Source organism: Streptomyces sp. NPDC023481 (assembly GCF_055560195.1).
Window position 1 is genome coordinate 113,677 of sequence record NZ_JBVHJE010000001.1, and the last position, 25,888, is coordinate 139,564.

27 protein-coding genes, 1 tRNA gene and 1 riboswitch are annotated in these 25,888 nt (G+C 72.2%); of the genes, 18 read left to right on the top strand and 10 right to left on the bottom strand.

The features are described 5' to 3' along the window. Window positions 1-51 precede the first annotated feature (51 nt). Both ACZ3ZD_RS00570 and ACZ3ZD_RS00575 read left to right on the top strand, forming a co-directional pair. Window positions 52-834 carry a maleylpyruvate isomerase family mycothiol-dependent enzyme gene (locus tag ACZ3ZD_RS00570; protein WP_467392003.1) on the top strand — a complete coding sequence of 261 codons (783 nt, stop codon included), beginning with the start codon at window positions 52-54 and terminating at the stop codon, window positions 832-834. Between the two features lie 122 nt (window positions 835-956). Further along, window positions 957-1,029: transfer RNA gene (locus tag ACZ3ZD_RS00575), tRNA-Thr, on the top strand. Between the two features lie 68 nt (window positions 1,030-1,097). On the opposite strand, the gene ACZ3ZD_RS00580 is transcribed toward ACZ3ZD_RS00575, so the two are convergent. Beyond that, a complete protein-coding gene (locus tag ACZ3ZD_RS00580; RefSeq protein ID WP_467392005.1) occupies window positions 1,098-1,766 on the bottom strand; it encodes a TetR/AcrR family transcriptional regulator in 669 nt (222 codons plus the stop codon). A 63-nt stretch (window positions 1,767-1,829) separates the two neighbouring features. On the opposite strand from ACZ3ZD_RS00580, the gene ACZ3ZD_RS00585 reads away from it, so the two are divergent. After that, window positions 1,830-2,804 (top strand): hypothetical protein, encoded by a 975-nt coding sequence (locus tag ACZ3ZD_RS00585; protein WP_467392007.1) that lies wholly within the window; start codon window positions 1,830-1,832, stop codon window positions 2,802-2,804. 220 nt (window positions 2,805-3,024) lie between these two features. After that, window positions 3,025-3,522 carry a hypothetical protein gene (locus tag ACZ3ZD_RS00590; RefSeq protein ID WP_467392009.1) on the top strand — a complete coding sequence of 166 codons (498 nt, stop codon included), beginning with the start codon at window positions 3,025-3,027 and terminating at the stop codon, window positions 3,520-3,522. Between the two features lie 36 nt (window positions 3,523-3,558). On the opposite strand, the gene ACZ3ZD_RS00595 is transcribed toward ACZ3ZD_RS00590, so the two are convergent. After that, entirely contained in the window at window positions 3,559-4,467 is a 909-nt protein-coding gene (locus tag ACZ3ZD_RS00595; protein ID WP_467392011.1) for an aminoglycoside phosphotransferase family protein, read from the bottom strand. Between ACZ3ZD_RS00595 and ACZ3ZD_RS00600 the strand changes: the two genes are divergently transcribed. From ACZ3ZD_RS00600 to ACZ3ZD_RS00615, 4 genes are all read left to right on the top strand, one after another. Continuing rightward, window positions 4,466-5,119, top strand: coding sequence for a rhomboid-like protein (locus ACZ3ZD_RS00600; RefSeq protein WP_467392013.1), 654 nt, complete (start codon window positions 4,466-4,468; stop codon window positions 5,117-5,119). The genes ACZ3ZD_RS00595 and ACZ3ZD_RS00600 overlap by 2 nt on opposite strands. A gap of 10 nt (window positions 5,120-5,129) precedes the next feature. Beyond that, window positions 5,130-6,536, top strand: coding sequence for an NAD(P)/FAD-dependent oxidoreductase (locus ACZ3ZD_RS00605; protein ID WP_467392015.1), 1,407 nt, complete (start codon window positions 5,130-5,132; stop codon window positions 6,534-6,536). Window positions 6,537-6,568: 32 nt separating this feature from the next. After that, window positions 6,569-7,048, top strand: coding sequence for a GNAT family N-acetyltransferase (locus ACZ3ZD_RS00610; protein WP_467392017.1), 480 nt, complete (start codon window positions 6,569-6,571; stop codon window positions 7,046-7,048). Window positions 7,049-7,115: 67 nt separating this feature from the next. Further along, complete coding sequence (locus ACZ3ZD_RS00615) at window positions 7,116-7,808, top strand: pentapeptide repeat-containing protein (RefSeq protein WP_467392019.1); 693 nt, start codon at window positions 7,116-7,118, stop codon at window positions 7,806-7,808. A gap of 35 nt (window positions 7,809-7,843) precedes the next feature. Here the strand turns inward: ACZ3ZD_RS00615 and ACZ3ZD_RS00620 are convergent, their stop codons facing one another. Further along, entirely contained in the window at window positions 7,844-8,344 is a 501-nt protein-coding gene (locus ACZ3ZD_RS00620; protein WP_467393233.1) for a hypothetical protein, read from the bottom strand. Between the two features lie 70 nt (window positions 8,345-8,414). Between ACZ3ZD_RS00620 and ACZ3ZD_RS00625 the strand changes: the two genes are divergently transcribed. Then, a complete protein-coding gene (locus tag ACZ3ZD_RS00625; protein ID WP_467392021.1) occupies window positions 8,415-9,809 on the top strand; it encodes a M1 family metallopeptidase in 1,395 nt (464 codons plus the stop codon). Between the two features lie 108 nt (window positions 9,810-9,917). On the opposite strand, the gene ACZ3ZD_RS00630 is transcribed toward ACZ3ZD_RS00625, so the two are convergent. Further along, the gene (locus ACZ3ZD_RS00630; protein ID WP_031170907.1) at window positions 9,918-10,493 is read right to left on the bottom strand and encodes a TerD family protein; all 576 of its coding nucleotides are present in this window, start codon (window positions 10,491-10,493) and stop codon (window positions 9,918-9,920) included. Between the two features lie 166 nt (window positions 10,494-10,659). Here ACZ3ZD_RS00630 and arfB point away from each other — a divergent pair, with 166 nt between their 5' ends. Continuing rightward, window positions 10,660-11,097, top strand: coding sequence for an alternative ribosome rescue aminoacyl-tRNA hydrolase ArfB (gene arfB / locus ACZ3ZD_RS00635; protein ID WP_467392024.1), 438 nt, complete (start codon window positions 10,660-10,662; stop codon window positions 11,095-11,097). 66 nt (window positions 11,098-11,163) lie between these two features. On the opposite strand, the gene ACZ3ZD_RS00640 is transcribed toward arfB, so the two are convergent. After that, complete coding sequence (locus ACZ3ZD_RS00640; RefSeq protein WP_467392026.1) at window positions 11,164-11,736, bottom strand: flavin reductase family protein; 573 nt, start codon at window positions 11,734-11,736, stop codon at window positions 11,164-11,166. 302 nt (window positions 11,737-12,038) lie between these two features. Here ACZ3ZD_RS00640 and cdgB point away from each other — a divergent pair, with 302 nt between their 5' ends. Together cdgB and ACZ3ZD_RS00650 are read left to right on the top strand one after the other, a co-directional pair. Continuing rightward, window positions 12,039-13,694, top strand: a complete 1,656-nt coding sequence (gene cdgB, locus ACZ3ZD_RS00645) for a diguanylate cyclase CdgB (RefSeq protein ID WP_467392028.1) — start codon at window positions 12,039-12,041, stop codon at window positions 13,692-13,694. 117 nt (window positions 13,695-13,811) lie between these two features. Then, on the top strand, window positions 13,812-14,756 hold the full coding sequence (locus ACZ3ZD_RS00650; RefSeq protein WP_467392030.1) for a CBM35 domain-containing protein: 945 nt from the start codon (window positions 13,812-13,814) through the stop codon (window positions 14,754-14,756). A gap of 39 nt (window positions 14,757-14,795) precedes the next feature. Here ACZ3ZD_RS00650 and ACZ3ZD_RS00655 read toward each other — a convergent pair whose 3' ends face one another. The 3 genes from ACZ3ZD_RS00655 to ACZ3ZD_RS00665 form a co-directional block, all read right to left on the bottom strand. Beyond that, on the bottom strand, window positions 14,796-15,713 hold the full coding sequence (locus ACZ3ZD_RS00655; protein ID WP_467392032.1) for a 1-phosphofructokinase family hexose kinase: 918 nt from the start codon (window positions 15,711-15,713) through the stop codon (window positions 14,796-14,798). Window positions 15,714-15,835: 122 nt separating this feature from the next. Further along, window positions 15,836-16,987, bottom strand: a complete 1,152-nt coding sequence (nagA, locus tag ACZ3ZD_RS00660; RefSeq protein WP_467392033.1) for an N-acetylglucosamine-6-phosphate deacetylase — start codon at window positions 16,985-16,987, stop codon at window positions 15,836-15,838. After that, window positions 16,987-17,931: an ROK family protein gene (locus ACZ3ZD_RS00665; protein WP_467393235.1), complete on the bottom strand. Its 945-nt coding sequence runs from the start codon at window positions 17,929-17,931 to the stop codon at window positions 16,987-16,989. Before ACZ3ZD_RS00665 ends, nagA begins: the two co-directional genes overlap by 1 nt. A gap of 74 nt (window positions 17,932-18,005) precedes the next feature. Between ACZ3ZD_RS00665 and ACZ3ZD_RS00670 the strand changes: the two genes are divergently transcribed. The 3 genes from ACZ3ZD_RS00670 to otsB all read left to right on the top strand — a co-directional run bounded on the left by ACZ3ZD_RS00670 (window position 18,006) and on the right by otsB (window position 20,662). After that, a complete protein-coding gene (locus ACZ3ZD_RS00670; RefSeq protein ID WP_467392035.1) occupies window positions 18,006-19,328 on the top strand; it encodes an ABC transporter substrate-binding protein in 1,323 nt (440 codons plus the stop codon). A gap of 35 nt (window positions 19,329-19,363) precedes the next feature. After that, window positions 19,364-19,588, top strand: a complete 225-nt coding sequence (locus tag ACZ3ZD_RS00675) for a DUF3263 domain-containing protein (protein ID WP_467392037.1) — start codon at window positions 19,364-19,366, stop codon at window positions 19,586-19,588. Window positions 19,589-19,828: 240 nt separating this feature from the next. Continuing rightward, window positions 19,829-20,662 (top strand): trehalose-phosphatase, encoded by an 834-nt coding sequence (gene otsB, locus ACZ3ZD_RS00680; RefSeq protein WP_467392039.1) that lies wholly within the window; start codon window positions 19,829-19,831, stop codon window positions 20,660-20,662. Here the strand turns inward: otsB and ACZ3ZD_RS00685 are convergent. Further along, window positions 20,650-22,086 carry an alpha,alpha-trehalose-phosphate synthase (UDP-forming) gene (locus ACZ3ZD_RS00685; protein WP_467392041.1) on the bottom strand — a complete coding sequence of 479 codons (1,437 nt, stop codon included), beginning with the start codon at window positions 22,084-22,086 and terminating at the stop codon, window positions 20,650-20,652. The two genes, otsB and ACZ3ZD_RS00685, sit on opposite strands and share 13 nt — an antisense overlap. A gap of 85 nt (window positions 22,087-22,171) precedes the next feature. Then, on the bottom strand, window positions 22,172-23,116 hold the full coding sequence (locus ACZ3ZD_RS00690; RefSeq protein ID WP_467393237.1) for a glucosyl-3-phosphoglycerate synthase: 945 nt from the start codon (window positions 23,114-23,116) through the stop codon (window positions 22,172-22,174). A 155-nt stretch (window positions 23,117-23,271) separates the two neighbouring features. Next, window positions 23,272-23,414: riboswitch (SAM riboswitch) on the top strand. A 17-nt stretch (window positions 23,415-23,431) separates the two neighbouring features. Here ACZ3ZD_RS00690 and thrC point away from each other — a divergent pair. The 3 genes from thrC to ACZ3ZD_RS00705 all read left to right on the top strand — a co-directional run bounded on the left by thrC (window position 23,432) and on the right by ACZ3ZD_RS00705 (window position 25,632). Then, window positions 23,432-24,715, top strand: a complete 1,284-nt coding sequence (gene thrC / locus ACZ3ZD_RS00695; RefSeq protein ID WP_467392043.1) for a threonine synthase — start codon at window positions 23,432-23,434, stop codon at window positions 24,713-24,715. Next, window positions 24,712-24,987 carry a MoaD/ThiS family protein gene (locus ACZ3ZD_RS00700; RefSeq protein ID WP_467392045.1) on the top strand — a complete coding sequence of 92 codons (276 nt, stop codon included), beginning with the start codon at window positions 24,712-24,714 and terminating at the stop codon, window positions 24,985-24,987. The genes thrC and ACZ3ZD_RS00700 overlap by 4 nt, the downstream gene beginning before the upstream one ends. A gap of 441 nt (window positions 24,988-25,428) precedes the next feature. Further along, window positions 25,429-25,632, top strand: a complete 204-nt coding sequence (locus ACZ3ZD_RS00705; protein ID WP_004986573.1) for a cold-shock protein — start codon at window positions 25,429-25,431, stop codon at window positions 25,630-25,632. The last annotated feature ends 256 nt before the right edge of the window (window positions 25,633-25,888 follow it).

Here is a 25,888-nt window from a genome sequence, read left to right on the forward strand (position 1 = left end):
GATGACGGTGCTCGAGGGCTTCCCGTCGGGGACCTTCCGTAGGGTGAACGGATGACGCACTGGAGCCTCGACCGGTATGGCGACGCGATCCTCGACGAGACCGAACGGTTGCGCACGCTCCTGAGGGGCGCCGACCTCGCCGCGCCCGTCCCCACCTGCCCCGCCTGGAACCTCGGCTCGTTGGTGCGGCACGTCGGCGGCGTGTTCCGGTGGGTGGAGACCGTCGTGCGGACCCGGGCCACGGCCGAGGTGCCGCACGATCTCGTCGACGACGTCTTCCGCTACGACGACCGCGACCCTGAAATCCTCGGCGGCTGGCTGGCCGACGGGGCACGGGAGCTGACGGAGGCGTTCGCGGACGCCGGCGAGGACGTGCGCGTATGGACGCCGATGCCGGACCAGCCGGTGGCGTTCTGGGCGCGGCACGCGCTGTTCGAGACCGTGGTGCACCGCGCCGACGCCGCCTGGACCGTCGGCGCGGCCCGCACCCTGGACCCGGCCGTCGCCCGGCACGGACTCGACGTGTGGATGGGCTTCGGGCTGCTGCCCGAGGCGTACGAGGGCGGTGACGGGGACGTCCCGCTGCTCGGCGAGGGGCGCAGTCTGTGTTTCACACCGACCGACCGCTCCGGGCCGGGCTGGTTCGTCGGCCTCGGCCCCGAGGGGCCCCGCTGGGAGCACGGCGACGGGCCGGCGGCGGTGAACGTGCGCGGCCCGCTCGCCGACCTGCTGCTGCTCATGTACGGCCGGCCCGTCCACGACCGTCTGGAGATCCGGGGGGAGCGCCCCCTGCTCGACCTGTGGCTGCGGCGGACCGGGTTCTGGCTGAACTGACCGGTTCGTCGCGCTCGGCCCGCAGAGTGTTCCGGTCGCGGGGAGTGCGGAACTTCGTGGCTTGGGGAATCCGGCTCTGTGTACAGTGGTGCCGCCCCGCGTACGGCGTCGTGGTACGCGGTGCCTCCTTAGCTCAGCTGGTAGAGCGCCGCTCTTGTAAAGCGAAGGTCGTCGGTTCGAATCCGACAGGGGGCTCTGACGCTGAACAGCGTGAACGCCCCGGCCGAAGATCGGTCCGGGGCGTTCGGCATCCACGGGTGACATCAACCGGGGCGGTCACTCACGATCGACCGGTCGGCGCCGGCGTGGAGTCCGGAGCAGAGCAGGTCGAATGCCTGGGCTGCCGCTGTGGTGATGCTGTCGCGGACGTCGGCGGGTGGTTCGCCGGACAGGATGCGTCGCCGCAGTTCGCGCAGGACGGCCCGGTGTGTGCCGGCGAGGGCCCCTGCGAGGAGCGTGAGCATCGGGTGGTCGCCCTGGCCCCGTCCGGCGGAGGTGTGCGGCGGGTGTTCGGTTAGGGCGGTGGCCAGCAGGGCCTCGGCGCGTTCGCTGATCTCGCGTTCGCGTGCCCGCAGTGCGGCGCTGTCGTGGACGACCTGCCAGAACCGGGGCGCGTCGGAGTGGAACCCGAGTGCGGGGTCTTCGCGCCGCAGGGCGGTCAGCAGGTCGTCGCGGATGGTCTCCACCGGGCAGGCGCCGGGTACACGGTCGCGTACCAGTGTGGCGAGGTGGCCCTCTACTTCTGCCTGGCGATCGAAGAAGAGGTCTTCCTTGGTGGGGAAGTAGTTGAACACGGTGTTGGTGGAGACGCCTGCGTGTCGTGCCACCTCGGCGACCGTGACCTGGTCGAAGCCGTGCTCAAGGAAGAGGGGCAGGGCCGCGTCGGCGATCGCCGTACGGGTCTGCTGCTTCTTGGTCTCTCGAAGGCCCATGCCCAGATGATAGTGTCACCACAAATTTGCAGTGACTCCAAGATTTCTGGGGTGGGGTACGGCATGACCTTGCACTTCGGTATCTATCCCGGCGGCATCCTGGGCGGCGACCAGGGCATCGTCCACCCGGTCCGCCCGGACGTGCCGGACCGCATCACCGAGGCGCTCGACACGCTCCAGGGCGAGACGGCCGGCCTGTCGGTGCGGGCCTACCGCTCGTTCGCCGCGACCGTGACGCCGCTGGAGCCGCCCACGCCCGCGGATCCCGCGAGGTATCTCCAGCGGGGCCGCAAGCTGGACCTTGTACTGCAGTTCCGTGAGCCGTCCGGCGAGTTGGAGGGGTGGCCGGAGTTCGTTCGCGACGCCGTCCGCGCCGGTGGGCCGCATCTGGCATCCGTCCAGATCTGCGAAGAGCCCAACGCCGACCTGCCCGTGGTCGACGGCAGCATTCCCAACGTGGTGAACGCGCTCGTCGCGGGGGTGGTCGCGGCCAAGCAGGAGGCGCGGACCCTGGGCCGCGGTGTGGCGGTCGGTTTCAACGCCGTGCCGACCTTCGATCCGGCCGACACCTTCTGGTCCAGGCTCGGTGCCCTGGCCGACGACCGCTTCCGGCAGAGCCTGGACTACGTCGGTCTGGATTTCTTCCCGGACGTGTTCCGTCCCCTCGCCGCCGAGCAGTTGGCCGAAGCGGTCACCGCGGTCCTCACCGCGTTCCGGCGCACCGATCTGCAGAGGGCCGGCATCCCCGGCAGCGTCGCGATCCGCGTCTGCGAGAACGGCTGGCCCACCGGCCCGGGCCGCAGCGAGCAACGACAGGCGGCGGTCCTCGAAACGGTCGTACGGACCGTGGCGGCCCTCTCGGCCCCACTGAACATCGACGGATACTCGTTCTTCGCCCTGCGAGACGCCGACAGCACCGCCGAGGGGCTCTTCCACCGCTTCGGCCTGCTGCACGACGACTACACCCCCAAGCCGGCCTTCGACACGTACCGACGCCTCATCAACGAACTGGGCGGTCCACCGGTCGCGCCGCACTGATCACCAGTCCCGCCGGTCGGTGGGGCCGGTGGTGAGCCGGTGGAGGGTCGGCGAGGAGTCGCAGTGTTCAGCTCATCTCTGCTCGGGCTGATCGTGGAACGAGACCAGGAGATCGCGCCCGCAGACTCCCCTGTCATGCTGGGGAGGCGACTTCGTCGGCCCGGTGTCAGTGCTGCCTGCTCTACTGGAGCCCAGGACCCGGTGAACGACGGAGACCGACATGGGTGTGCTGTACGACTACTTTCACGCGATCGACCACACCACGGCGGTGAACCAGGCCGTCGGACCTGACGGCGACTGGCTCCGCGGGACGTCGCTGGAGGAGACGGGCGCGGACTGGATCGACGCGAAGGGCCTGGACCCGAACGTCGTCCTGGGCCGGCTGGTCGCCTACGCCGAGGGCATACCCTTCGCCGATCAGCGGGACACGCCGGAACTGGTCTGGCCCGAACCGCCGTACCCTCAGGGCGGTCCCACCGCCCCCGACTCCCCCTGGGACACAGGCCTGGTCCTCCAGCAACTCCCCGATCGCTGGCGGGACGTCCTCGCCGCCCTCCCCGAGGACGCCGTCCCGATGGTGGCGGCACAGTGGTACGAGATCGAGGAGGCCGACTTCGCGGACTACCTCGACGCCAAGGACACGGTCGCCACGTTCAAAGCCCTGGCGTTCCGGGCGCGGACGGTAGGCGCCCACCTCTACTGCCGATGCTGCCTGTGAACCCGCACGTCGGATGGAATGTCCCACCTGGGCTTTTCATCTCAGTAGGTGGGCGATCTCCAGGTGGTGCGGGGGCGGCAGCCGGCCGGCCCGGGTGGTCCAGAGGGCGTTCTGGAGCAGGCGGGCCAGGGTCCAGGCGCGGGCTCGGGCGCGGTCCAGGGTGAGGACGTCCGTCATCGCGTCGAAGCGCCAGCGGGTCTCGGCGGGGTCGTGGCGGTTGGCCAGGGCGGGCCAGAGTTCGAAGCCGGGGTCGCCGGCCAGGGGCTTGGGGTCGATGGCGAGCCAGTCGGCGCGGTCGGCGGCGAGGACGTTCTCGGCGTGCAGGTCCCAGTGGAGCAGCCGGTCGCCGGGCTCGGCGACGACCTCGCGGAGGGCGGACGCGCAGTCGGCGACGGTCCGGCGGACCTCGGGGTCCGGGATGCGGGTCAGGGCCCAGGGCGTCCGTTCCAGCATGGCCTCGGCGATGTCGCCCAGGCGGCGCAGCCCGGGCGGGGCGGGGACGGAGGTGAGGCGGGCCAGCAGCCGGGCGATGACCAGGACGGCCTCGCGGGTGTCGGCGTGGGCCGGCATTCTGGACTCGGCCAGGCGTTCCAGGAGCAGGGTGCCGGTGGCCGGGTCGTGGTCCAGCAGCCGTACCGCCCCCTGGCCGTCCCAGACCCGCAGCGCGACCGGTTCGCCCTCGTTCTCCTCGTCCGGGAGCTGGAGCTTGAGGACCGCGCGGTGGCCGTCGGCGCGGACCACCGGCAGGACCAGGGCGCTGACGCCGTGCATCGACGGCCCGTCGAGGGTGAGCCGCCAGCGGTGCAGGAAGTGGGCGGCGAGGTCCGGCAGCGCGGCGACGAACGCCCGCCCCGCCGCGCCGTTGTACGTCTCCTGTGCCTCGGCCAGCGCCCCGGGAATGTCGATCACGCGGCGGACGATACCGACGTGCGTGAATCGGGTCATGCGAATCGTCCGGGGTCTGCGCGCGGTGTGGGCGTACGTCCGCGCTGCTCCCGGCACGTATGTGTGGCTGACCGTCCTGTTCGTCACGACGGTGGCGTTGCACCACATGTCGCCGGGGTTCGAGGAGCACTTCCTGCGGCGCCGGTCCACGAACATCCACGAGCTGTCCCGCAATCCGGTGCGGGCGCTGGTGGCCAGCGCGATGTGGATCGAGAGCGGGTACTGGATGCCGTACGCCTTCCTGTACACGGTGTTCCACGCGTCGGCCGAGCGCTGGCTGGGTACGGTCCGTTGGCTGGTGGTGTGCGTGCTGGCGCACGTGCTGGCCTCGCTGATCAGCGAGGGGGTGCTGCTGGAGGCGATCCGCCGGGGCGTGGCCCCGCACTCGGCGGTGAACACTTTGGACATCGGGGTGAGTTACGCGTTGGCCGGGGTGGTGGCGGTGTTCACCTACCGGCTCGCGGCGCCCTGGCGGTACGGGTACCTGCTGGCGGTGCTGGTCGTGTTCGGGCTGCCGCTGGCCGCCGGGCCGACCTTCACCGAGTTCGGTCACGCCGTCGCGGTGCTGATCGGTCTCGCCTGCTATCCGCTGGTCAGGGGGCGGGGAAAAGCACGGAATCCGAAGGAGACAGTGGCCGGGCTCAGGGGTTAACGTCCCGGCCATGAGCAGCTCGGTGAGCAGTGTCGTGAACGGCGGCGTCTCCTTCTGGTACGCGGACGACGGTCTTCCGGTGGTGCGGGAGCCGCTGTCCGGGGACGCGTCCGCCGACGTCGTGATCGTGGGCGGCGGGTACACGGGCCTGTGGACGGCGTACTACCTGAAGAAGGCCGCGCCCTTCCTGCGCATCACCGTGCTGGAGCAGAAGTTCTGCGGGTACGGAGCCTCGGGCCGCAACGGCGGCTGGCTGTACAACGGGATCGCGGGCCGGGACCGGTACGCGAGGCTGCACGGCCACGAGGCCGCCGTACGGCTCCAGCGGGCGATGAACGACACCGTGGCCGAGGTGGTCGCGGTCGCCGAGGCGGAGGGCATCGACGCCGACGTGCACCGGGGCGGTGTCCTGGAGGTGGCCACCACCCCGGCGCAGCTGGCCCGGCTGAAGGCGTTCCACGCGCACGAGCTGTCGTACGGCGAGAAGGACCGGGAGCTGTTCGGCGCGCGGGAGACCGCCGAGCGGATCCGGATCGCGGACGCGGTCGGCTCGGCCTGGACCCCGCACGGGGCCCGGCTGCACCCGGTGAAGCTGGTCAAGGGGCTCGCGGCGGCCGTGGAGGCGCTGGGCGTCACGATCCACGAGTCGACGCCGGTGACGGAGATCCGCCCCCGGCACGCGGTGACCCCCTACGGGACGGTCCGGGCGTCGTACGTGCTGCGCTGCACCGAGGGCTTCACGGCCTCGCTCAGGGGGCAGCGGCGGACCTGGCTGCCGATGAACTCCTCGATGATCGCGACCGAGCCGCTGACCGAGGAGCAGTGGGCGGCGATCGGCTGGGCGGGCCGGGAGACGCTGGGGGACATGGCGCACGCGTACATGTACGCCCAGCGCACGGCGGACGGGCGGATCGCGCTGGGCGGGCGCGGGGTGCCGTACCGGTTCGGTTCGCGTACCGACAACGACGGCCGGACGCAGGCGGCGACCGTGGAGGCGCTGCGGGAGATCCTGACCCGGTTCTTCCCGTCGCTGGCCGGGGTGCGGGTGGCGCACGCCTGGTCGGGGGTGCTGGGTGTGCCGCGCGACTGGTGTGCCACGGTGACGCTCGACCGGGCCACGGGGCTCGGCTGGGCCGGCGGCTATGTCGGCTCCGGTGTGGCCACCGCCAACCTGGCCGCCCGGACCCTGCGGGACCTGGTCCAGCAGGACTCCGGGCAGGGCGGCCGGACGGAGCTGACGGATCTGCCCTGGGTGAACCACAAGGTCCGCAAGTGGGAGCCGGAGCCGTTGCGCTGGCTGGGCGTGCAGGGCATGTACGCCACCTATCGCGCCGCCGACCGGCGCGAGCGCCTGCGGCCCGGCGCGGAGTCGTCACGGCTGGCGAAGGCGGCCGACCGGGTGGCGGGACGGCACTGAGGCCGGGCCCGGGGGCCGGTTACCCTCGCCGCATGATTCGTGCCGCGACCCCTGACGACGTCCCTGTCATCCACACCCTGATCCGTGAGCTGGCCGAGTACGAGAAGGCGGCCGAGGAGGCCCGGGCGAGCGAGGAGCAGCTGCGGGAGGCGCTGTTCGGCCGGCGGCCGGCCGCGTTCGCGCACCTGGCGGTGGACGAGGAGAGCGGGGAGCCGGTCGGGTTCGCGCTGTGGTTCCTCAGCTTCTCCACGTGGCGCGGGGTGCACGGCATCTATCTGGAGGACCTGTATGTGCGGCCGGAGGCGCGCGGCGGCGGACACGGGCGGGCGCTGCTGGCCGAGCTGGCGCGGATCTGCGGGGAGCGGGGGTACGAGCGGCTGGAGTGGTCGGTGCTGAACTGGAACCGGCCGGCGATCGGCTTCTACGAGGCGCTGGGTGCCCGCCCGCAGGACGAGTGGACGGTGTACCGCCTCACGGACACCGCTCTGGCGGCGCTGGGTTCGGCCGGCTGACACCCGGCTGTCGCCGGCGTCGGACCAGGTCGGGGCGATTGTCAGTGGTGGGGTGCAGCATGGGGGCATGGCGAGGCGAGCGACGGGAAGCCGGCCGGCGGGCCGGGGGGCGGTGCGGGGCGCGCGGCGGCCGGAGGTGCGGCTGCCGCCGCTGGAGCCCTGGGCGCAGGGGGAGTTGGAGCCGGACGGCGACTATGACGGGCTGGAGTTCCGGGAGCTGGACCTGGGCGGGCAGGACGGGTCGGGGGCCCGGTTCATGGACTGCGCCCTGACGGGCTGCGCGGTGGACGGTACGGCGCTGGGCCGGGCCAGAGTGCTGGACTCGGTGCTGACGGGGCTGCGCGGTGTGGGCACGCGGTTCGCCGAGTCCACGTTCCGCGATGTGGAGCTGGTCGACGCGCGCCTGGGCGGCACGCAGTTGCACGGCGCGGTGCTGGAGCGGGTGGTGATCCGCGGCGGCAAGATCGACTACCTGAATCTGCGCGAGGCCCGCCTCAAGGACGTCGTCTTCGACTCGTGTGTCCTGGTCGAGCCGGACTTCGCGGGTGCGCACCTGGAGCGGGTGGAGTTCACCGGCTGCACGCTGAGGCAGGCCGACTTCGGCGGCGCCACCCTGACGGACGTGGACCTGCGCGGGGCCGCCCCGCTGGAGATCACCCGGGGTCTGGACCGGCTGTCCGGCGCGGTGATCAGCACCGGTCAGCTGCTGGACCTGGCGCCGGCGCTGGCGGCGGCGCTGGGGATCCGGGTCGAGGGCTGAGACCGAGGGGGTTACGGCAGTGAGGCCGAGGGGGGTTACGGCATGCGGGGGAAGCGGGCCTGGAGGGTCCAGACGGCCGGGTTCTCCGCCAGGTCCTCGTGCAGGTCGGTGAGGTCGGCGAGCAGGTCGTGCAGGAAGTCGCGGGCCTCGCGGCGCAGCTCGGTGTGGGAGAAGGTCAGCGGGGACTCCTCGGCCGGCACCCAGTCGGCGGTGATGTCGACCCAGCCGAAGCGGCGCTCGAAGAGCATCCGGTCGGTGGACTCGGTGAAGTCCAGCTCGGCGCGCTGCGGCCGGGCGGCGCGGGAGCCCATCGGGTCCCGGTCCAGCCGTTCCGCGATGTCGCACAGCGCCCACGCGAAGTCCAGCACCGGCACCCATCCCCAGGCTGTGGACAGTTCCCGGTCGGTCCTGGTGTCCGCGAGATAGACGTCCCCGCAGAACAGGTCGTGGCGCAGCGCGCGGACGTCCGCGCGGCGGTAGTCGGTCTGCGGTGGGTCCGGGAACCGGTTGGAGAGGGCGTAGCCGATGTCGAGCACGGGGGAGATGGTGTCACGCCGGTCCGGCGGCCCTGTCCGCGGTGCGTCCGGCCCGCCTAAGATCACTGACATGTCCAGATCCGTACGCCTTGTCCCGGCCCTCGCCTGCCTGCTCGCCCTCGCGCTCACGGGCACCGCGTGCGACGGCGGCGTGCGGGGGACACCGGGCGGCTCCGGCGTCCGCGACCCGTACTTCCCGAAGGCCGGCAACGGTGGTTACGACGTCGGGCACTACGACCTCACCCTGGACTACACCCCGGCCACCCACCGGCTCACCGGCACGGCGGTCGTCACCGCCCGGGCCACCCGGGACCTGTCGGCGTTCGACCTGGACCTCGCCGGGCTGCGCGTGGACTCGGTCAGCGTCGAGGGCAGGGACGCCCGCTGGAGCCGGGCCGGCCAGGAACTCACCGTCCGCCCGCACGACGATCTCGACGCGGGCGAGACGTTCCGCACGACCGTCCGCTACTCGGGCACCCCGCGGACCCTCACCGACCCCGACGGCTCCAAGGAGGGCTGGCTGCCCACCGCCGACGGCGCCCTGGCCCTCGGCGAACCCGTCGGCTCCATGGCCTGGTTCCCCGGCAACGACCACCCCTCCGACAAGGCGGCCTACGACATCACGGTCACCGTCCCGAAGGGCCTCCAGGCCGTCTCCAACGGTGAGTTGACGGACCAGCGCACGAAGGGCGGCCGTACCAGCTACCACTGGCACACCGCCCAGCCCATGGCGAGCTATGTCGCCACCGTCGCCATCGGGCACTACGACATCGCGCGCACCACCGGCCCGCACGGCCTGCCCGTCGTCACCGCGGTCGACCCGACCCAGGCGGCGGCGAGCAGGAAGGTCCTCGCGAAGATCCCGGAGATCCTCGACTGGGAGGAGTACAACTTCGGGCCGTACCCCTTCTCCTCGGCCGGTGCGATCGTCGACCGGCCGGGCGACGCCGGCTACGCGCTGGAGACCCAGAACCGGCCCGTCTTCCCCGCCGACCAGCTGGACACCTCGACCCTCGTGCACGAACTCGCCCACCAGTGGTACGGCGACTCGGTCACCCCCGCGAGCTGGCGGGACATGTGGCTCAACGAGGGCTTCGCGACCTACGCGGAGTGGCTGTACCAGGAGGACCACGGCGGCAAGAGCGCCCAGGAGAGGTTCACCGAGGTGTACGACGAGGACGACGAGGCCGTCTGGGCCTTCCCGCCCGCGAAGCCCTCCGGCGCCGCGCACATCTCCGACAGCCCCGTCTACCAGCGGGGTGCGATGGTCCTGCAGAAGATCCGGCAGAAGGTCGGCGACGCCACCTTCTACGACATCATCCAGGGCTGGGCCGCCGCTCACCGCCACGGCACGGTGAGCACCGCCGACTTCACCGCGTACGTCGAGAAGAAGGCCCCGCACCAGGATTTCGGTGCCATCTGGAGGGACTGGCTGTACGGCGACGGCCGCCCGGGCCGGCCGTGAGGACGGCCGGGCGGCGCAGGCGGGCGGGGCGGGTGCCGGCCGGAGGCGTCCGCACAGGGCGAAGGCCCCCCGGGGGACACCGGGAGGCCTTCGGGCCCGGGCCGGCTGTCAGACGTTGACGCCGAAGTCCTGGGCGATGCCGACCAGGCCCGAGGCGTAGCCCTGGCCGACGGCGCGGAACTTCCACTCCGCGCCGTTGCGGTACAGCTCGCCGAAGACCATGGCCGTCTCGGTGGCCGCGTCCTCCGACAGGTCGTAGCGCGCGATCTCGGCGCCGCCGGCCTGGTTGACGATGCGGATGTAGGCGTTGCGGACCTGGCCGAAGTTCTGGCCGCGGTTCTCCGCGTCGTAGATGGAGACCGGGAAGACGATCTTGTCGATGTCGGCCGGGAGCGCGGCCAGGTTGACGTTGATCGCCTCGTCGTCGCCGGCGCCCTCGCCCGTGCGGTTGTCGCCCGTGTGGACGATCGAGTTGTCCGGGGTCTGCTTGTTGTTGAAGAAGACGAAGTGGGCGTCGGAGTAGACCTTGCCCTGTCCGTTCACCGCGATGGCGGAGGCGTCCAGGTCGAAGTCCGTGCCGGTGGTGGTGCGGACGTCCCAGCCGAGGCCCACGGTGACGGCGGTCAGGCCCGGAGCCTCCTTGGTGAGCGAGACGTTGCCACCCTTGGACAGGCTTACAGCCATGTTGGGAGTCCCTTCCTTGGATACCCGTGCATATCAGTGCACTCTGTGCGGACGAAGCTACCGTTACCCGGGACAACGTCGAGGGGGGTCCCCGTGGTTCCGGATCCCTTTACCTTTTTTACCGAATCGGAAATCCGGGTGACGTGGGGCGGGCCGGGCCGGGAACATGGAGGGCATGTCCGGGCCCTATCTCATCCGTGGCTCCGTCTCGCTTCCCGAGGCCGAGCTGATGTGGCGTTTCTCCAGGTCGTCGGGGCCCGGCGGGCAGCACGTCAACACCAGTGACTCGCAGGTCGAGCTGCGCTTCGACCTCGCCCGCACCGAGGCGCTGCCGCCGGTGTGGAAGGAGCGGGCGCTGCTGCGGCTGGCCGGCCGCCTCGTCGACGGGGTGGTGTCGGTACGGGCCTCGGAGCACCGCTCCCAGTGGCGCAACCGGGAGGCCGCCGCCGTACGCCTCGCCGCGCTCCTCGCGGAGGCCAGCGCGCCGCCGCCGAAGCCCCGCAAGCCGACCCGCATCCCGCGCGGCATCAACGAACGCCGGCTGCGGGAGAAGAAGCAGCGCGCGGACACCAAGCGCGGCCGCTCGGGACGCGACTGGGGCTAACTGGGGCTAGCCGGGCGCGGCGCTCTGCCATGTCCTCCCGGCCTGGGTCGCCCGGGCGCCCCCGCCTCACCCCACGTGCCGGTACCGCCCCCGGAAGTACAGCAGTGGGCCGCCCTCCGCGCTCGGTACCCCGGCGGTGAGGACGCGGCCGATGACCAGGGTGTGGTCGCCGGCGGTGACGCGTTGTTCGGTGCGGCACTCCAGGGTGGCCAGCGCGCCGCCGACCAGGGGGGCGCCGGTGGCCTCGCCGCGGACGTAGGGGATGTCCTCGAAGAGCAGTCGGTCGCTGATGCGGCCCTTCATGGCGAAGCGGCCCGCGATGTGCCGCTGGCTCTCGGTGAGGACGGACACCGCCCACAGCGGCTGCTCGTCCAGCAGGTCGTCCATGCGGGCGCCCGTGCGCAGGCTGACCAGGACCAGCGGCGGGTCGAGGGAGACCGACATGAAGGCGGTGGCGGTCATGCCGACGTCCTCCACGCCCGGCGCCTCGGGGTCGTCCGGGTCGAGCGGCGGTTCCTGCGCGGTGACCAGCACCACGCCCGCGGCCAGCCGGGACATCGCGGCCCGGAACTCGTCGTTGCTCACCCCCTCAGCATGCCCGGAAGGCAGGGGGGTGGTGGGTGAGGGAGTCTTCAGCACGCCGGAAACGCTAGTCTCCGCCCCGCGCGGCCCGCATCGGCCCTCCGCCCGAGCCGGGTCCTAGGACCAGCGGCGCACGCGGGTGTGCGGCAGCCGTGCGGTATGTGTGCACATCCGCACGCGCTGTGTTCAGAAACCGCACAGGCAAAACGCAGAAACTCTACTCAATTGTTCACGTTCCTCTGTGACTTGAGTCACAAGGGGCAGGAATTGTTGACCCTGTGTACCGAGTGGGCAGCGCGCTGTGATTCAGTGGCGGGACAACCCTTCATTCGCTGCGAGATCTCGGGGGGAGGGCGAGCATGGAGACCGAGTCGGAGCCGTACGTCCGCCTTGCGTCCCTGCGGCAGCTGCACCAGGTCATGGCCGACATGAACACGGCACGCAGCCTGGCGGACACCCTGCAGACGGTCGCCGACGGCGCCGTACAAGCCCTCGGGTACGAGATGGCGGCCGTCAACCTGGTCCGCCAGGACGGCGATCTCGTGGTCGCCGCCTTCTCCGGCAACTCCGCCGCGGAGGCCCTGATCACCGGCCGGGTCGGCTCCCGCGACTCCTGGGACCGCCGGCTGGACATGGGCGAACGCTGGGGCGACCTCGTCTTCATACCGCACACCGAGGGCTGGGTTCTCGACGACGACGACGTCCCGCAGTGGTACACCGACGGCCCCGCCCCCCGCTTCGAGGACGAGTGGCACCCCTCCGACCGGCTCTTCGCGCCCATGTACACGCCCGGCGTGCAGGGCGGCAACCGCGGCGAGCTGCTCGGCGTCATATCCGTCGACCGGCCGCGCAACGGCCGCCGCCCCGGCGCCTGGGGCCGCGAGGCCCTCCAGATGTACGCCTTCCAGGCCGCCATCGCGATCAGCAACGCCCGCCTGCGTGCCAACATGCAGCGCGCCCTCGTCCGCCTGGAGCGCGAGCAGCAGGCGCTGCGCGCCAGCGAGGAATCCTTCCGGCAGGCCTTCGAGTACGCCCCCTCCGGCATGGCCATCGCCGAGATGGGCGGCGACCAGCACGGCCGCATCCTGCGCACCAACGACGCCCTGTGCCGGCTGCTCGGCCGCCCCGCCTCCGCGATGCGCCGCTACTCCTTCGCCGACCTCGTCCACCCCGAGGACGTCGGCACCCTGCTGCGCACCTCGGCGGAGGGCGGCCGCGCGGAACTGCGGCTCGGCCGCCGGGACGGCACGTACGTGTGGGTGTCGCTGCGCAACAGCGTCGTCGCGGACGCCGCCGACGGGCCCCGCTTCCTGCTCACCCACGTCGAGGACATAGAGGAGCGCAAGCGGCGCGAGCTCCAGCTCGCCCACCGCGCCTCCCACGACTCGCTGACCGGCCTGCCCAACTCCGCCGAGCTGCGCTCGCGGCTGTCGGCCCGGCTCTGTCAACGCCCGGCGCACGCCGGCGCGCTCGAATCCCTGGACGCGGCCTACGGCCACCCGGCCTTCGACCTCCCGGCCGGCCACGGCTTCGACTTCACGGCGGGCACGGACGGCTTCGACGCCTACGACCACCATGTGCACACCGCCGCCCCGGAGGAGGGCCGCGACGACGGCACCAAGGGCCTCGCGGTGCTCTTCTGCGACCTCGACGGCTTCAAGTCGATCAACGACCGGTTCGGGCACAACGCGGGCGACGCCGTCCTGATCGAGGTCGCCCGGCGGCTGAGCAACGGCGTCCGGGACGGCGACACGGTCGCCCGGCTCGGCGGCGACGAGTTCGTGATCCTCGCCGACGGCCTCGGCCGGGCCGACGCCCAGGACCTCGCCGTACGGCTGCGCAACGAGATCATCCAGCCGATCCGCGCCGAGGGCCGGGCGGTCCGGGTGGGCGCGAGCTTCGGCATCGGCTGGGCCCACTGCGGGATGACGGCGGACGAGGTGCTGAAGTCCGCTGACGAGCGGATGTACGTAGAGAAACGATCTCGTCCCAAACAGCATCGCCGCGCTGGATGATCCGCAGGTCAGCGGGGTGAAGCGGTCCGGGGCCCCCGTTTGGGCCAGTGAGAGCGGGTAGGCTCGCCATTCCAACCCGTACCGCATCCGCCCGCACCTGTTGAGGAGTACCAAGGGATGACGCCCGGCGACAACGGCGCGAGCACGCCCGAGGACGACGACCCGTTCGGCTACCTGTACGCAGACGGCCAGGCACGGGGAGCCCAGCCGCCGTCCGGTGGTTACGGCTACCCGAACTCGGTCAGCAGAGTGCGTGCGGTCGGCCAGCGTTCCTACGGCGCACAGCAGGCACCGCCGCAGGCCACGTACGGCCAGGGCGTGCCCCAGCAGGGTGCCTACAACCAGCCGAACGCGCACTACCAGGCCCCCGAGACCGTTCCCGGCGCCACCCCGCCCGGCCACCGCACCCCGCCCCCCGCGCCCGGCCGCCGCGGCCCCAACACCAAGGGCCTGCTGATCGGCGCCATCGCGGTGGTCGCCGCGGTGGTCATCGGCATCGGCGTGGCGATGCTCAACGGCGACGACGACAAGAACACCGCCAACCAGCCGGGCACCACCCCGACGCAGTCGCAGAACCACTCGCCGAGCCCGTCCGGCAGCAGTGCGGCGGCCAACGGCGAGCTGCCGAAGGTCGACGCGGCGGACAGCTCCGTACAGCTGGCGGGCGGCGCCACGGCGTCCTCGGGTGTCAAGGGCGCCAGGAGCCACGGCGGTACCTATGTCTCCAACCTCAACCAGACCGGGGCCTCGCTCACCTGGACCGTCGACGGCATCCCCAAGGCCGGCAAGTACAGCGTGTACGTCGGGTACAGCGTCCCCGGCAAGGACGCCACCGCCACGATCTCGGTCAACGGCACGGCTTCCGACCGGCCCGTCGACCTGAGGAACTGGCGGTCCGCCGCCCAGGGCGACTACGCGAACGGCTGGACGAAGACCTACAACTGGCTCCAGCTCGACAAGGGCAGGAACACCATCAAGATCTCGTGCGAGCAGGGCAACCAGTGCGACGCCCTCATCGACCAGTTGTGGCTGGTCAAGGGCTGGGTCAACTCCAGCGGCTGAGTGCCGCCACCGGTCCCCGCCGCGCGGCCCCCACACACCTCACGCCGCCGTCACCGACACCCGCGGCAGGAGTGTCCCGTAGGCCGCGAGGTCGAGGTCGCCCGCTGTGGGGGAGCGTACGGTCGCCGCGGACAGGGCGGTCGCACGGGTCAGGCGGGCCGGCCAGGGGAGGTTCTCCACGTAGCCGGACAGCAGACCCGCCACCGCCGAGTCGCCCGCGCCGGTGGGGTTGCCCGGTTCACGGGCGGGCGGGGTGGCGCGCCAGCGGCCCTCGGGGGTGGCGGCCAGCAGCCCGGCCGGGCCGAGGGAGGCGACGACCGCGTGGGCGCCGCGCCGGCGGGCGTCCTGGGTGGCGCGCAACGGCTCGTGCGAGCCGGTGAGTTCGGCCAGCTCGTCGGCGTTCGGCTTGATGATGTCCGGGCGGGCGGCGACCCCCCGCCGCAGCGGCTCCCCGCTGGTGTCCAGCAGCACCGGTACGCCGGCCGACCGGGCCGCGCGGACCAGGTTGGCGTACGCCCCCACCGGCACCCCCGGCGGCAGGCTGCCGCACAGGGCCACCACCGAGGCGCCGGGCAGCAGGTGCGCGTACCGGTCCAGGAAGGCGCCCCACTCGCCCGGGGTGATCTGCGGGCCGGGCTCGTTCAGCTGGGTGGTGTCGCCGGTCGACTCGTCCACGACCGCGATGGTGCGCCGGGTCGCCCCGCTCACCCGCACCAGCGCGTCCACCGCGCCCGGCGTGTCCGCGAGCCGCTCGCGCAGCACCTCGCCGGTCCGGCCGCCCGCGAACCCGGTGAGGGTCACCTCGTGTCCGAGGGCGGCCAGCACCCGGGCCACGTTCACGCCCTTGCCGCCGGGCCGCTCGGCGACCTCGGAGACGCGGTGCGAGGCGTGCGGGCGCAGTGACCGTACGCGATACGTGATGTCGAGAGCGGTGTTCAGCGTGACCGTGAGGATCACCCGGGCCGACCTCCCTCGAAGTCCCTGTGCCTGTACCGGTTTCCGGGGCCTCGATCATGCCAAAGAGACGGCGGCCGGCCCAGTGCGCGGGTCGGCCGCCGTCTCCCCGACAGCGGTACGGATCAGGGCAGTTGGGGCGCTACCACCCATTCGCCCTGCCGCATCACGCCCTTGAGCGCGAAGTCCGCGTCCAGCAGGACCAGGTCGGCGTCCTTGCCGGGCTCCAGGGAGCCGACGCGGTCGGCCAGGCCCAGCAGTCGGGCCGGGTTGGCCGACAGGGCGGTCACGGTGTCCTCCACCGACAGTCCGTCGACGGTCACCGCCCGCTGGAACGCGCGGTCCAGGGTGAGCGTGGACCCCGCGATCGAACCGCCCTCGACCAGCCGGGCCACGCCCCCGCTGACCTCGACCTCCAGTGGTCCGAGCAGATAGCGGCCGTCGCCGCCGCCGGCCGCGTCCATCGCGTCGGTGATGAACGCGACCCGGTCCGCGCCCGCGTGACGGAACGCCAGCCGCAGCGCGGCCGGGTGCAGATGGACGCCGTCGTTGATCAGCTCGACGGTGACCCGCTCGTCCTCCAGCAGGGCGGCGATCGGGCCGGGCGCGCGGTGGTTGAGGGCGGGCATGGCGTTGAAGAGGTGGGTGGCGACCGTGGCGCCCGCGTCGATCGCCTGGGCCGTCTGCTCGTAGCCGGCGTCCGTGTGCCCGATCGCCGCGATGACGCCGTGCTCGACGAGCAGCCGTACGGAGTCCAGGCCGCCGGGCAGTTCGGTGGCGAGGGTGACCATCGCGGCCCTGCCGCGCGCCGCGTCGACCAGCTTGCGGACCTCGGCCGGGTCCGGGTCGCGCAGCAGGCTCTCGGAGTGGGCGCCCTTGCGGCACGGGGAGATGAACGGCCCCTCGAAGTGGATGCCGGCGATCTCCCCCTGCTCGGCCAGCTCGCTCAGCAGTCCGGCCTGGCGGACCAGCACGTCCATCTCGTCGGTGACGGTGGAGGCGACGAGGGTGGTGGTGCCGTGGGCGCGGTGCGTGCGGACGGCGGTGAGGACGTCCTCGGCGGTGCCCGAGAAGGAGGCCCCGCCCCCGCCGTGGTTGTGGAGGTCCACGAAGCCGGGCACCAGCCAGTGGCCGCTGACGTCGAGGACCTTGGCGTCGGCCGGCGGGGTGGCGGTGATGCGCCCGGCCGCCACGGCCAGCCGGCCGCCCTTCACCGTTCCGGTGGGGAGCACCACGTCCGCGCCGGTGAGCAGCAGGGTTTCCCGCTCGGTTGCCATCAGGTGCTTACCTCCGAAGTCGTTGAAGTGGCTGTCAGCAGGTCCTGTGCGAGCAGCCCCGCCCCCAGGCAGCCGGCCGTGTCGCCCAGCGCCGCCGGGACGATCGCGGGCGGCTTCTGGAAGGTGACCCGCCGCCGGACGGCGTCCCGCAGGGGCCGGAACAGCACGTCCCCCGCCTCGGCCAGCCCGCCACCGATGATCAGCGCCCGCGGGTCGAGCAGGGTGAGGGCGGTGACCAGACCGTCGGCGAGCGCGTCGACCGCCTCCTGCCAGACCCGGACGGCGCTGGGGTCGCCGGACGCGACGGCCTTCGCGCAGTCGACGGCGTCCGCGTCCGGGTCGCCGCAGGCCGCGGCCCAGGCCTCGCCGACGGCGGACGCGGAGGCGTACCGCTCCAGGCAGCCGCGCTGCCCGCACGGGCAGGGGGCCCCGCCGGGGCGTACGACGATGTGGCCGATCTCGCCCGCGCAGCCGTGTGCGCCGGACTCCACCCGCCCGTCGATGCCGATGGCGCCGGCGATCCCGGTACCCAGCGGCACGAACAGGAACCGGTCCGCGCCCCGGCCGGCGCCGATCCGGCCCTCGGCGAGGCCGCCGGTGCGCACGTCGTGGCCGAGGGCGACGGGCATCCGGAGCCGCTCGGCGAGCAGCGCGCGCAGGGGTACGTCCCGCCAGCCGAGGTTGGCCGCGTAGACGGCGGTGCCGGTCCGCTCGTCGACGATGCCGGGGACCGCGAGGCCGGCCGCGCCGGCGGGTTCGCCGTACCGCTCGATGCCGTGGGCGCGCAGTTCGTCGGCGAAGTCCAGGATGCCCGCGAGTACGGCCTCGGGGCCGCGCTCACGGCCGGTGGCGCGGCGGGCGCGGTGCAGCAGCGCGCCGTCGTCGCCGACGAGGGCGGCCTTGATCCCGGTACCGCCCACGTCGAGGGCGATGACATGTCTCACCACGTGGCCCAGTGTGACGCCCCTACCCGGGAGAGGTCTAGTCCACTCACGTGGTGTAGACCTTATGTGTCCATATGTTGAACGGTCAGACAGCAGGGTTGGGGTTCGTGAGGGTGCGTCGGCGTACAGCAGGAACGATCGCGGTGGTGTCCGCACTGGGCATGACGGCGGTTCTCGGCGGCTGCGGGAGCACGGGTTCCTCCGACGTCACGCTCAGACTCGTCGCCGCGGACTACGGCGACTCCGCCGCCAACAGCTCCAGGAAGTACTGGGACGCCCTGGTCAAGGAGTACGAGAAGCAGCACAACGGGGTGCGGGTCGAGGTCAGCGTCTACTCCTGGAAGGACGTCGACCGCAAGGTCAAGGAGATGACCGCCGCCGGCCACGCCCCCGACCTGGCCCAGATCGGCGCCTACGCCGACTACGCCGCCGCGGGCAAGCTCTACCCGGTCTCGGACCTGCTCTCCATCCGCACCCAGGCCGACCTCCTCTCCCAGCTCGCCGACGCCGGCCAGTGGAAGCACACCCAGTACGGCATCCCGTTCGCCGCGTCCACGCGCGTGCTCTTCTACAACAAGACCCTGTTCGACGAGGCCCACCTCACCCCGCCCACCACCTGGGCCGAACTGGCCGCCGACGCCAAGGCGCTCAAGGCGCAGGGCGTGAAGTACCCGTACGCGTTGCCGCTCGGGCCCGAGGAGGCCCAGGCCGAGACCATGCAGTGGCTGCTGAGCGGCGGCAACGGCGGCAGCGGCTACACCGACGACATCGGCACCTACACCATCGACTCCGCCGCGAACGTCGGCACCTTCACCTGGCTCAAGGACGAGCTGGTCGGCAAGGGCCTGACGGGCCCGGTCGCGCCCGGCAAGCTCAACCGGGCGGACGCCTTCGCCGCGTTCGCCGACGGCCAGGTCGGCATGCTCAACGGGCACCCCACGCTGATCCAGCAGGCCGAGAAGAAAGGCGTGAAGTTCGGCATGGTGCCGATGCCGGGCCGCACCGGCAAGGCCAGGGCCTCCATGGGCGTCGCCGACTGGATGATGGCCTTCAAGCAGAACGGGCACGCCGACCAGATCGGCGACTTCCTCGACTTCGTCTACAGCGAGAAGAACGTCCTCGACTTCTCCCGCACGTACGGCCTGCTGCCGGTCACCGGGTCCGCCTCCAACGCCATGGACGCCTCGGACGCGCCCACCGACAGGGCTTTGCACCCCTTCCTGGAGCAGCTGCCCACCTCCGAGCTGTACCCCGTCGGCAAGACCTCCTGGGCGGCGGTCAGCGCGGCCGTGAAGCAGAACATCGGTCAGGCCGTCGCCCCCGGCGGAAGCCCCTCCGCCGTCCTGACCCGCCTGCAGTCCGCGGCCACGGCGGCCGACAGCAGCAACGCGGGCTGAGCCCGTTGTCCGTGCCCGCCGCTACGGTGGCGGACATGGAACTGGGCACCCGTGAGAAAGCCGTCCTCGCCCTGGAACGCCGAGCCTTCCCCGGCCCCGGCGCCAAGGAGCGCGCGATACGCGAGGAACTCGGCCTGTCCCCGGTCCGCTACTACCAGCTGCTCAACGCCCTGCTGGACGACGAGCGGGCCCTGGCCCACGACCCGGTCACGGTCAACCGCCTGCGCCGGGTCCGCGAGGCCCGCCGCGCGGAGCGCTGAGCCGGAAGCAGGGGCCGGCGCGCGGGATCCGGTGCGGGGTGCCGGTGCGGGGTGCCGGTGCGCTGAATCCGGTGCGGGGTGCCGGCGCGCCCGGGCCGGTGCGTTGGGCTGGTGCGCCGAATCCGGTGCGCCGGGCCGATGCCCTGAGCCGGCGCGCTGAGGGGGTGCGCTGAGGCCGGTGTGTCGGGCCGGTGTGCTGCGGCCAGGCGTGAGGCGGCCGGGGGCGGATACTGTCGCGGTATGGATCCTCTGCCCCTCCCGCAGACCCAGCCCGGCCGGGACGGCCTCGCGGCCCTGCTCGCGCGCCCCCGCACCGCGCTCATCGGCCTGGACTTCGACGGCACCCTGGCCCCCATCGTCGCCGACCCCGAACAGGCCCGCGCCCACCCCGGCGCCGTACCCGCGCTGGCCGCGCTCGCCCCGAAGGTGGCCTCCGTCGCCGTGGTCACCGGCCGCCCGCCCGAGGTCGCGGTCCGCCACGGCGGCTTCGCGGGCGTCCCCGGCCTGGAGCACCTCACCGTCCTCGGCCACTACGGCGCCGAACGCTGGGACGCGGCCACCGGCACGGTCACCGCACCGCCCCCGCACCCCGGCGTGGCCGCCGTCCGCACCGAGCTGCCCGGCCTGCTGGAGCGCGCCGGCACCGGCGAGGGCGTCCGGATCGAGGAGAAGGGCCGGGCCATCGCGGTGCACACCCGCCGCGCCGCCGACCCGCGGGGCGCGTTCGAGGCCCTGCGCGGCCCCCTCGCGGACCTCGCCGCCCGGCACGGCCTGATCGTCGAACCCGGCCGCCTGGTCCTGGAGCTGCGCCCTCCGGGCATGGACAAGGGCGTGGCCCTCCTGGACCACGCCCGCGCCGTCGGCGCCGGATGCGTCGTCTACGCCGGCGACGACCTCGGCGACCTGCCCGCCTTCGCCGCCGTCGACAAGCTCCGCACCGACGGCACCCCCGGCCTGCTGGTCTGCAGCGGCAGCACCGAGGTCGGCGAACTGGCCGAACGCGCCGACCTGGTGGTGGACGGCCCGGAGGGCGTCGTGCACCTGCTCGGCGCGCTCGCCGCTCAGCTCGGCTGACCGGTCAGCGCCTCCAGCTGGTCCAGGAACCACCGGGCCGGCGGCAGCGCGGTCGCGGCGGCCGCCAGCCGCTTCGAGCGTTCCGCGCGCTCCGCCGCCGGCAGCGTCAGCGCCTCGTGCAGGGCCCGGGCCGTGCCCGTGATGTCGTACGGGTTCACCACGAACGCGTCCTCGCCCAGCTCCTCGTACGCCCCGGCCTCCCGCGACAGCACCAGCGCGCAGCCCTGGTCGGAGACGACCGGGACCTCCTTGGCGACGAGGTTCATGCCGTCCCGGATGGGGTTCACCAGGGCCACGTCGGCCAGCCGGTACGCGGCCAGGGAGCGCGCGAAGTCGTCCTTCACGTGCAGCACCACGGGGGTCCAGCCCTCCGTGCCGTACCGCTCGTTGATCTCGTCCGCGACCCGCTGCACCTCGGCCGTGTACTCCCGGTACACGGCCAGGTCCTGCCGGGACGGGTAGGCGAACGCCACGTGGACGACCTTCTCCCGCCACTCGGGGTGGTCCGCCAGCAGCTGCTCGTACGCCAGCAGCCCGCGCACGATGTTCTTGGACAGCTCGGTGCGGTCCACCCGGACGATCGCCTTGCGGTCCGGCCCGATCTCCTCGCGCAGCGCGGCCATCCGCTCGTCCACGTCCGGCTCGTGCGCCCGCTTGCGCAGGAAGTCGGCGTCCGCGCCCAGCCCGTGCACCCCGATCCGGGTGCCGGACGGGATGCCGGGCCCGAGCACCGCGTGACAGCAGTCGCTGAACGCGTCCGCCCACCGCCGGGTGAGGAACGCCGCCCGGTCCGCGCCCAGGATGCCGCCGAGCAGCTCGGCCGCGATGTCGTCGGGAAGCAGCCGGAAGTAGTCCGGCGGCGCCCACGGGGTGTGCGAGAAGTGGCCGATGCGCAGGTCGGGGCGGAGCCGGCGGAGCATGCGGGGGGCGAGGGCCAGGTGGTAGTCCTGGATCAGCACCGCCGCGCCCTCGGCGGCCTCCTCGGCCAGCGCCTCGGCGAACGCCCGGTTGTAGGTCTCGTACGACGCCCAGTGCCGCCGGAACTCCGCGTCGAAGACCGGCTCCAGCGGCGTCTGGTACAGCATGTGGTGGACGAACCAGAGCACCGAGTTGGCGATGCCGTTGTACGCCTCGGCGTGGACGTCCGCGTCGATGTCGAGCATCCGCACCCGCTGGCCGCCGGTCTCCTCGGCCGGCAGCAGTCCGCCGTCCGCGCGCCGCACGGCCGCCCGGTCGCCGTCGCCGAGCGCGGCGCACACCCACACCGAGCCCGCGTCCGAGCCGATGGCGGACAGCCCCGAGACCAGCCCGCCGCCGCCCCGTCTGGCGCGCAGCGAGCCGTCCTCGCCCATCTGGTAGGAGACCGGGCCGCGATTGGACGCGACCAGCACCTGAGCCTTTTCAGCAGCACGCGTGGAAGCCATACGCCTCAACCTAGCCCGGCCCGGAAACACTCAAACGTACGTCCCGCCCGGTGGGGGCCGGGGTGGGCGACCGTATACGGCGCCTTCACGCCACCTTCCGTTCGGCGTACTCCGCGATCTCCACCATCGGCGGCCGCTCCTCGGTGTCCACCGAGTAGGTGCGCGGCTCGAAGCCGGCCTCGCCCCGCTCGAACTGGGTGAGCGCGGGCCGCACGAGGTGTCCGCGCGCGAGCCGCAGCTGGGCCGTGCGGTAGATCGCCGCCGCCATCCGGCCGAGGGCCTGCCCGTCCTGGTGCCGGTGCCTGCGCACCCCCAGGTCGACCTGGGCCAGCGCGTCCAGGCCGACCAGGTGCAGCGCGTCGACCAGCATGCCCAGCTCCACGCCGTAGCCCACGGGGAACGGCAGCTGTTCCAGCAGGGAGCGGCGGGCCGCGTACTCGCCGCCCAGCGGCTGCACGAACCCGGCCAGCTGCGGCCAGTGCATGTTCAGCAGCGGACGGGCCATGAGTTCGGTGACCCGGCCGCCCTGTCCGGCGGCACCGGCGAGCGGGCGGTCGTACATGCCCTTGACCAGGTCGACGCCCGGCTCGGTGAGCAGCGGGCCGACGGTCCCGGTGACGAAGTCGGAGGAGAACTCGCGCAGGTCCGCGTCGACGAAGCAGACGATGTCCCCGCCGGTCACCAGCAGCGAGCGCCACAGCACCTCGCCCTTGCCGGGCACGGCGGGGATGCGGGGCAGGATGTCGTCGCGGTGGACGACCCTGGCGCCGGCGCGCGCGGCGACCTGGGAGGTGCGGTCGGTGGAGCCGGAGTCGACCACCACGATCTCGTCCACGAGCGGCACCTGCTCCACGAGGTCGTGCCGGATCACGGCGACGATGTCGCCGACCGTCTCCTCCTCGTTGAGCGCGGGCAGGACGACGCTGACCGTCCGGCCCGTGCGCTGTTTGGCCGCCAGCACCTGGTGCAGCGGTCGGTCGGCCACGGACCAGGAGCGGGTGCTCAGCCAGCGTTCGACTTCTTCCAGCACGGTCGGCGGCTCCTCGGTGTCACGACCACACGTCACCGTGTGATCCATCTCGCGGTTCGGACGGCTATCTCAACTGTCCTGGCCTTCGGTTACAGTCTTGAACAACGCCGGTGACCATCGCATGTCGGGGGTCACGAGCGTCCACAACCGAATACCGCTCATCCAGAGGGGCAGAGGGACACGGCCCGATGAAGCCCCGGCAACCCTCCAGCCGGCTCTCGTTGTCACAGCGAGGCTCCCGGCTAGGGAAGGTGCCAAATCCGTCTCACGGCGAGATGCGTCGTGAGGAAGATGAGGAGAAAGGGCCTCGCCTCCATGGCTGTGCAGACAGTTGCCACCTCCAGCGAAACCACCGTCGACCTCGGCCCCGCCGCCGCCCTGAGCTGTCGCGAGTGCGGTCACCGCGTCCCGCTCGGCCCGGTCTTCGCCTGCGAGGAGTGCTTCGGCCCGCTGGAGATCGCCTACGACTTCTCCGCCTACGACACCGAGGAACTGCGCCGGCGGATCGAGGCGGGCCCCGCGAACATCTGGCGGTACGCGCCGCTGCTGCCCGTCCCCGCGGACGTCGCCGGCAAGCCCAACCTGAACCCCGGCTGGACCAAGCTCGTCCAGGCCGACAACCTGGCCCGCGAGCTGGGCGTGACCGGCGGCCTGTACGTGAAGGACGACTCCGGGAACCCGACCCACTCCTTCAAGGACCGGGTCGTCGCCCAGGCCCTGGAGGCCGCCCGCGCCTTCGGCTTCACCACGCTCTCCTGCTCCTCCACCGGCAACCTGGCCGGCGCCGTCGGCGCCGCCGCCGCCCGGGCGGGCTTCCGCTCCTGCGTGTTCATCCCGCACGACCTGGAGCAGGGCAAGGTCGTCATGGCCGCGGTCTACGGCGGCGAGCTGGTCGGCATCGAGGGCAACTACGACGACGTGAACCGCTTCTGCTCGGAGCTGATCGGCGACCCGGCCGGCGAGGGCTGGGGCTTCGTCAACGTCAACCTGCGCCCGTACTACGCGGAGGGCTCCAAGACCCTGGCGTACGAGATCTGCGAGCAGCTCGGCTGGCGGCTGCCCGACCAGATCGTGGTCCCGATCGCCTCGGGCTCCCAGCTCACGAAGATCGACAAGGGGCTCCAGGAGCTGATCAGGCTGGGGCTGGTCGAGGACCGGCCGTACAAGGTCTTCGGCGCGCAGGCCGAGGGCTGCTCGCCGGTGTCCGCCGCCTTCAAGGCCGGCCACGACGTGGTCCGCCCGCAGAAGCCGAACACCATCGCCAAGTCCCTGGCCATCGGCAACCCGGCCGACGGGCCCTACGTCCTGGACATCGCGCGCCGCACCGGCGGTGCCGTGGAGGACGTGACGGACGCGGAGGTCGTGGACGCGATCAAGCAGCTGGCCCGCACGGAGGGCATCTTCGCGGAGACCGCCGGCGGGGTGACCCTGGGCGTGACGCGCAAGCTGATCGAGAGCGGTCGGCTGGACCCGAGCCTCACGACCGTCGTGCTCAACACCGGCGACGGCCTCAAGACCCTGGACGCGGTGGCCGGGACCGGCCTCACCGCCACCATCCGCCCGAACCTGGACTCCTTCCGAGAGGCTGGCCTCGCATGAGCGTCACCGTCCGCATCCCCACCATCCTGCGCACCTACACGGGCGGCCGGGCCGAGGTCGCCGCCGAGGGGGCGACGCTCGGCGAGGTCATCGCCGACCTGGAGAAGAACCACACCGGGATCGCCGCCCGGGTCCTGGACGACCAGGGGAAGCTGCGCCGGTTCGTCAACGTGTACGTCAACGACGACGACGTCCGTTTCGAGCAGGGCCTTCAGACGGCGACCCCCGAGGGCGCGGGTGTCTCCATCATCCCGGCGGTGGCCGGAGGCTGACCGGCCCGCCCATTACCTTCGGTAACATCGGTTACCGGCTGTTCATCGGATTGCCCCCTCCGTAAGAGAAGCGGAGGGGGCAATTCTATGTGATTGAGCGCGGTAGAGTTGGGGAACACGGCCCCGGTCTTCCGGCCGTGAGCCCGTGAATCATGCCCGGTGACCCGACAAGAAGTAGCCAAAGTGTGCGGGTTTTCTGTGGCTTTTACGGCTTTTGCGGGGCCCGACTTGCCCTGAATTCGGGCGAATCCTCACCATTTTCCGGACCTTTCGCGTCCAGAATTCTCGTCCGATTGACCTGTTGCAGACGGCAGTTGGACAGATACATTCAGCCGCGGTCGACGCGTTCCGGCGCACGCCCCCCGGGCAATAGGGGGCGAGGTCTGACCCGGGTCCGCGAAGTGTGGATCTGTGCAAGGGCCAGTAATAGGGGAGTTAGGCATGGCTCAGGGCACCGTCAAGTGGTTCAACGCGGAGAAGGGGTACGGCTTCATCGCGGTCGACGGTGGTGCGGACGTCTTCGTCCACTACAGCGCGATTCAGATGGACGGCTACCGCACCCTGGAAGAGGGCCAGCGGGTCGAGTTCGAGATCTCGCAGGGCCAGAAGGGCCCGCAGGCCGACATGGTTCGCGTCACCGCCTGAACGTTTCTTGTCCGAAGGGCCCGCACCTCGCACGGGGTGCGGGCCCTTCGCCGTGCCCGGGCCGCGCTGTTCGCGGGCGGCTGACGCGGGGCCCGTACCCGCGCAGGCGCTTGCACTCGACCATGCCGAGTGCTAATCATTGCGTTAGCACTCTGAAGGTGAGAGTGACAGTGAAGGACCGGGTCGGTGAGGCCCGCAGGCCGTGTGGGGCAAGGAACCACGAGGCCGGCGAGCCGTCCGTCGCGGGCGCGGGCGC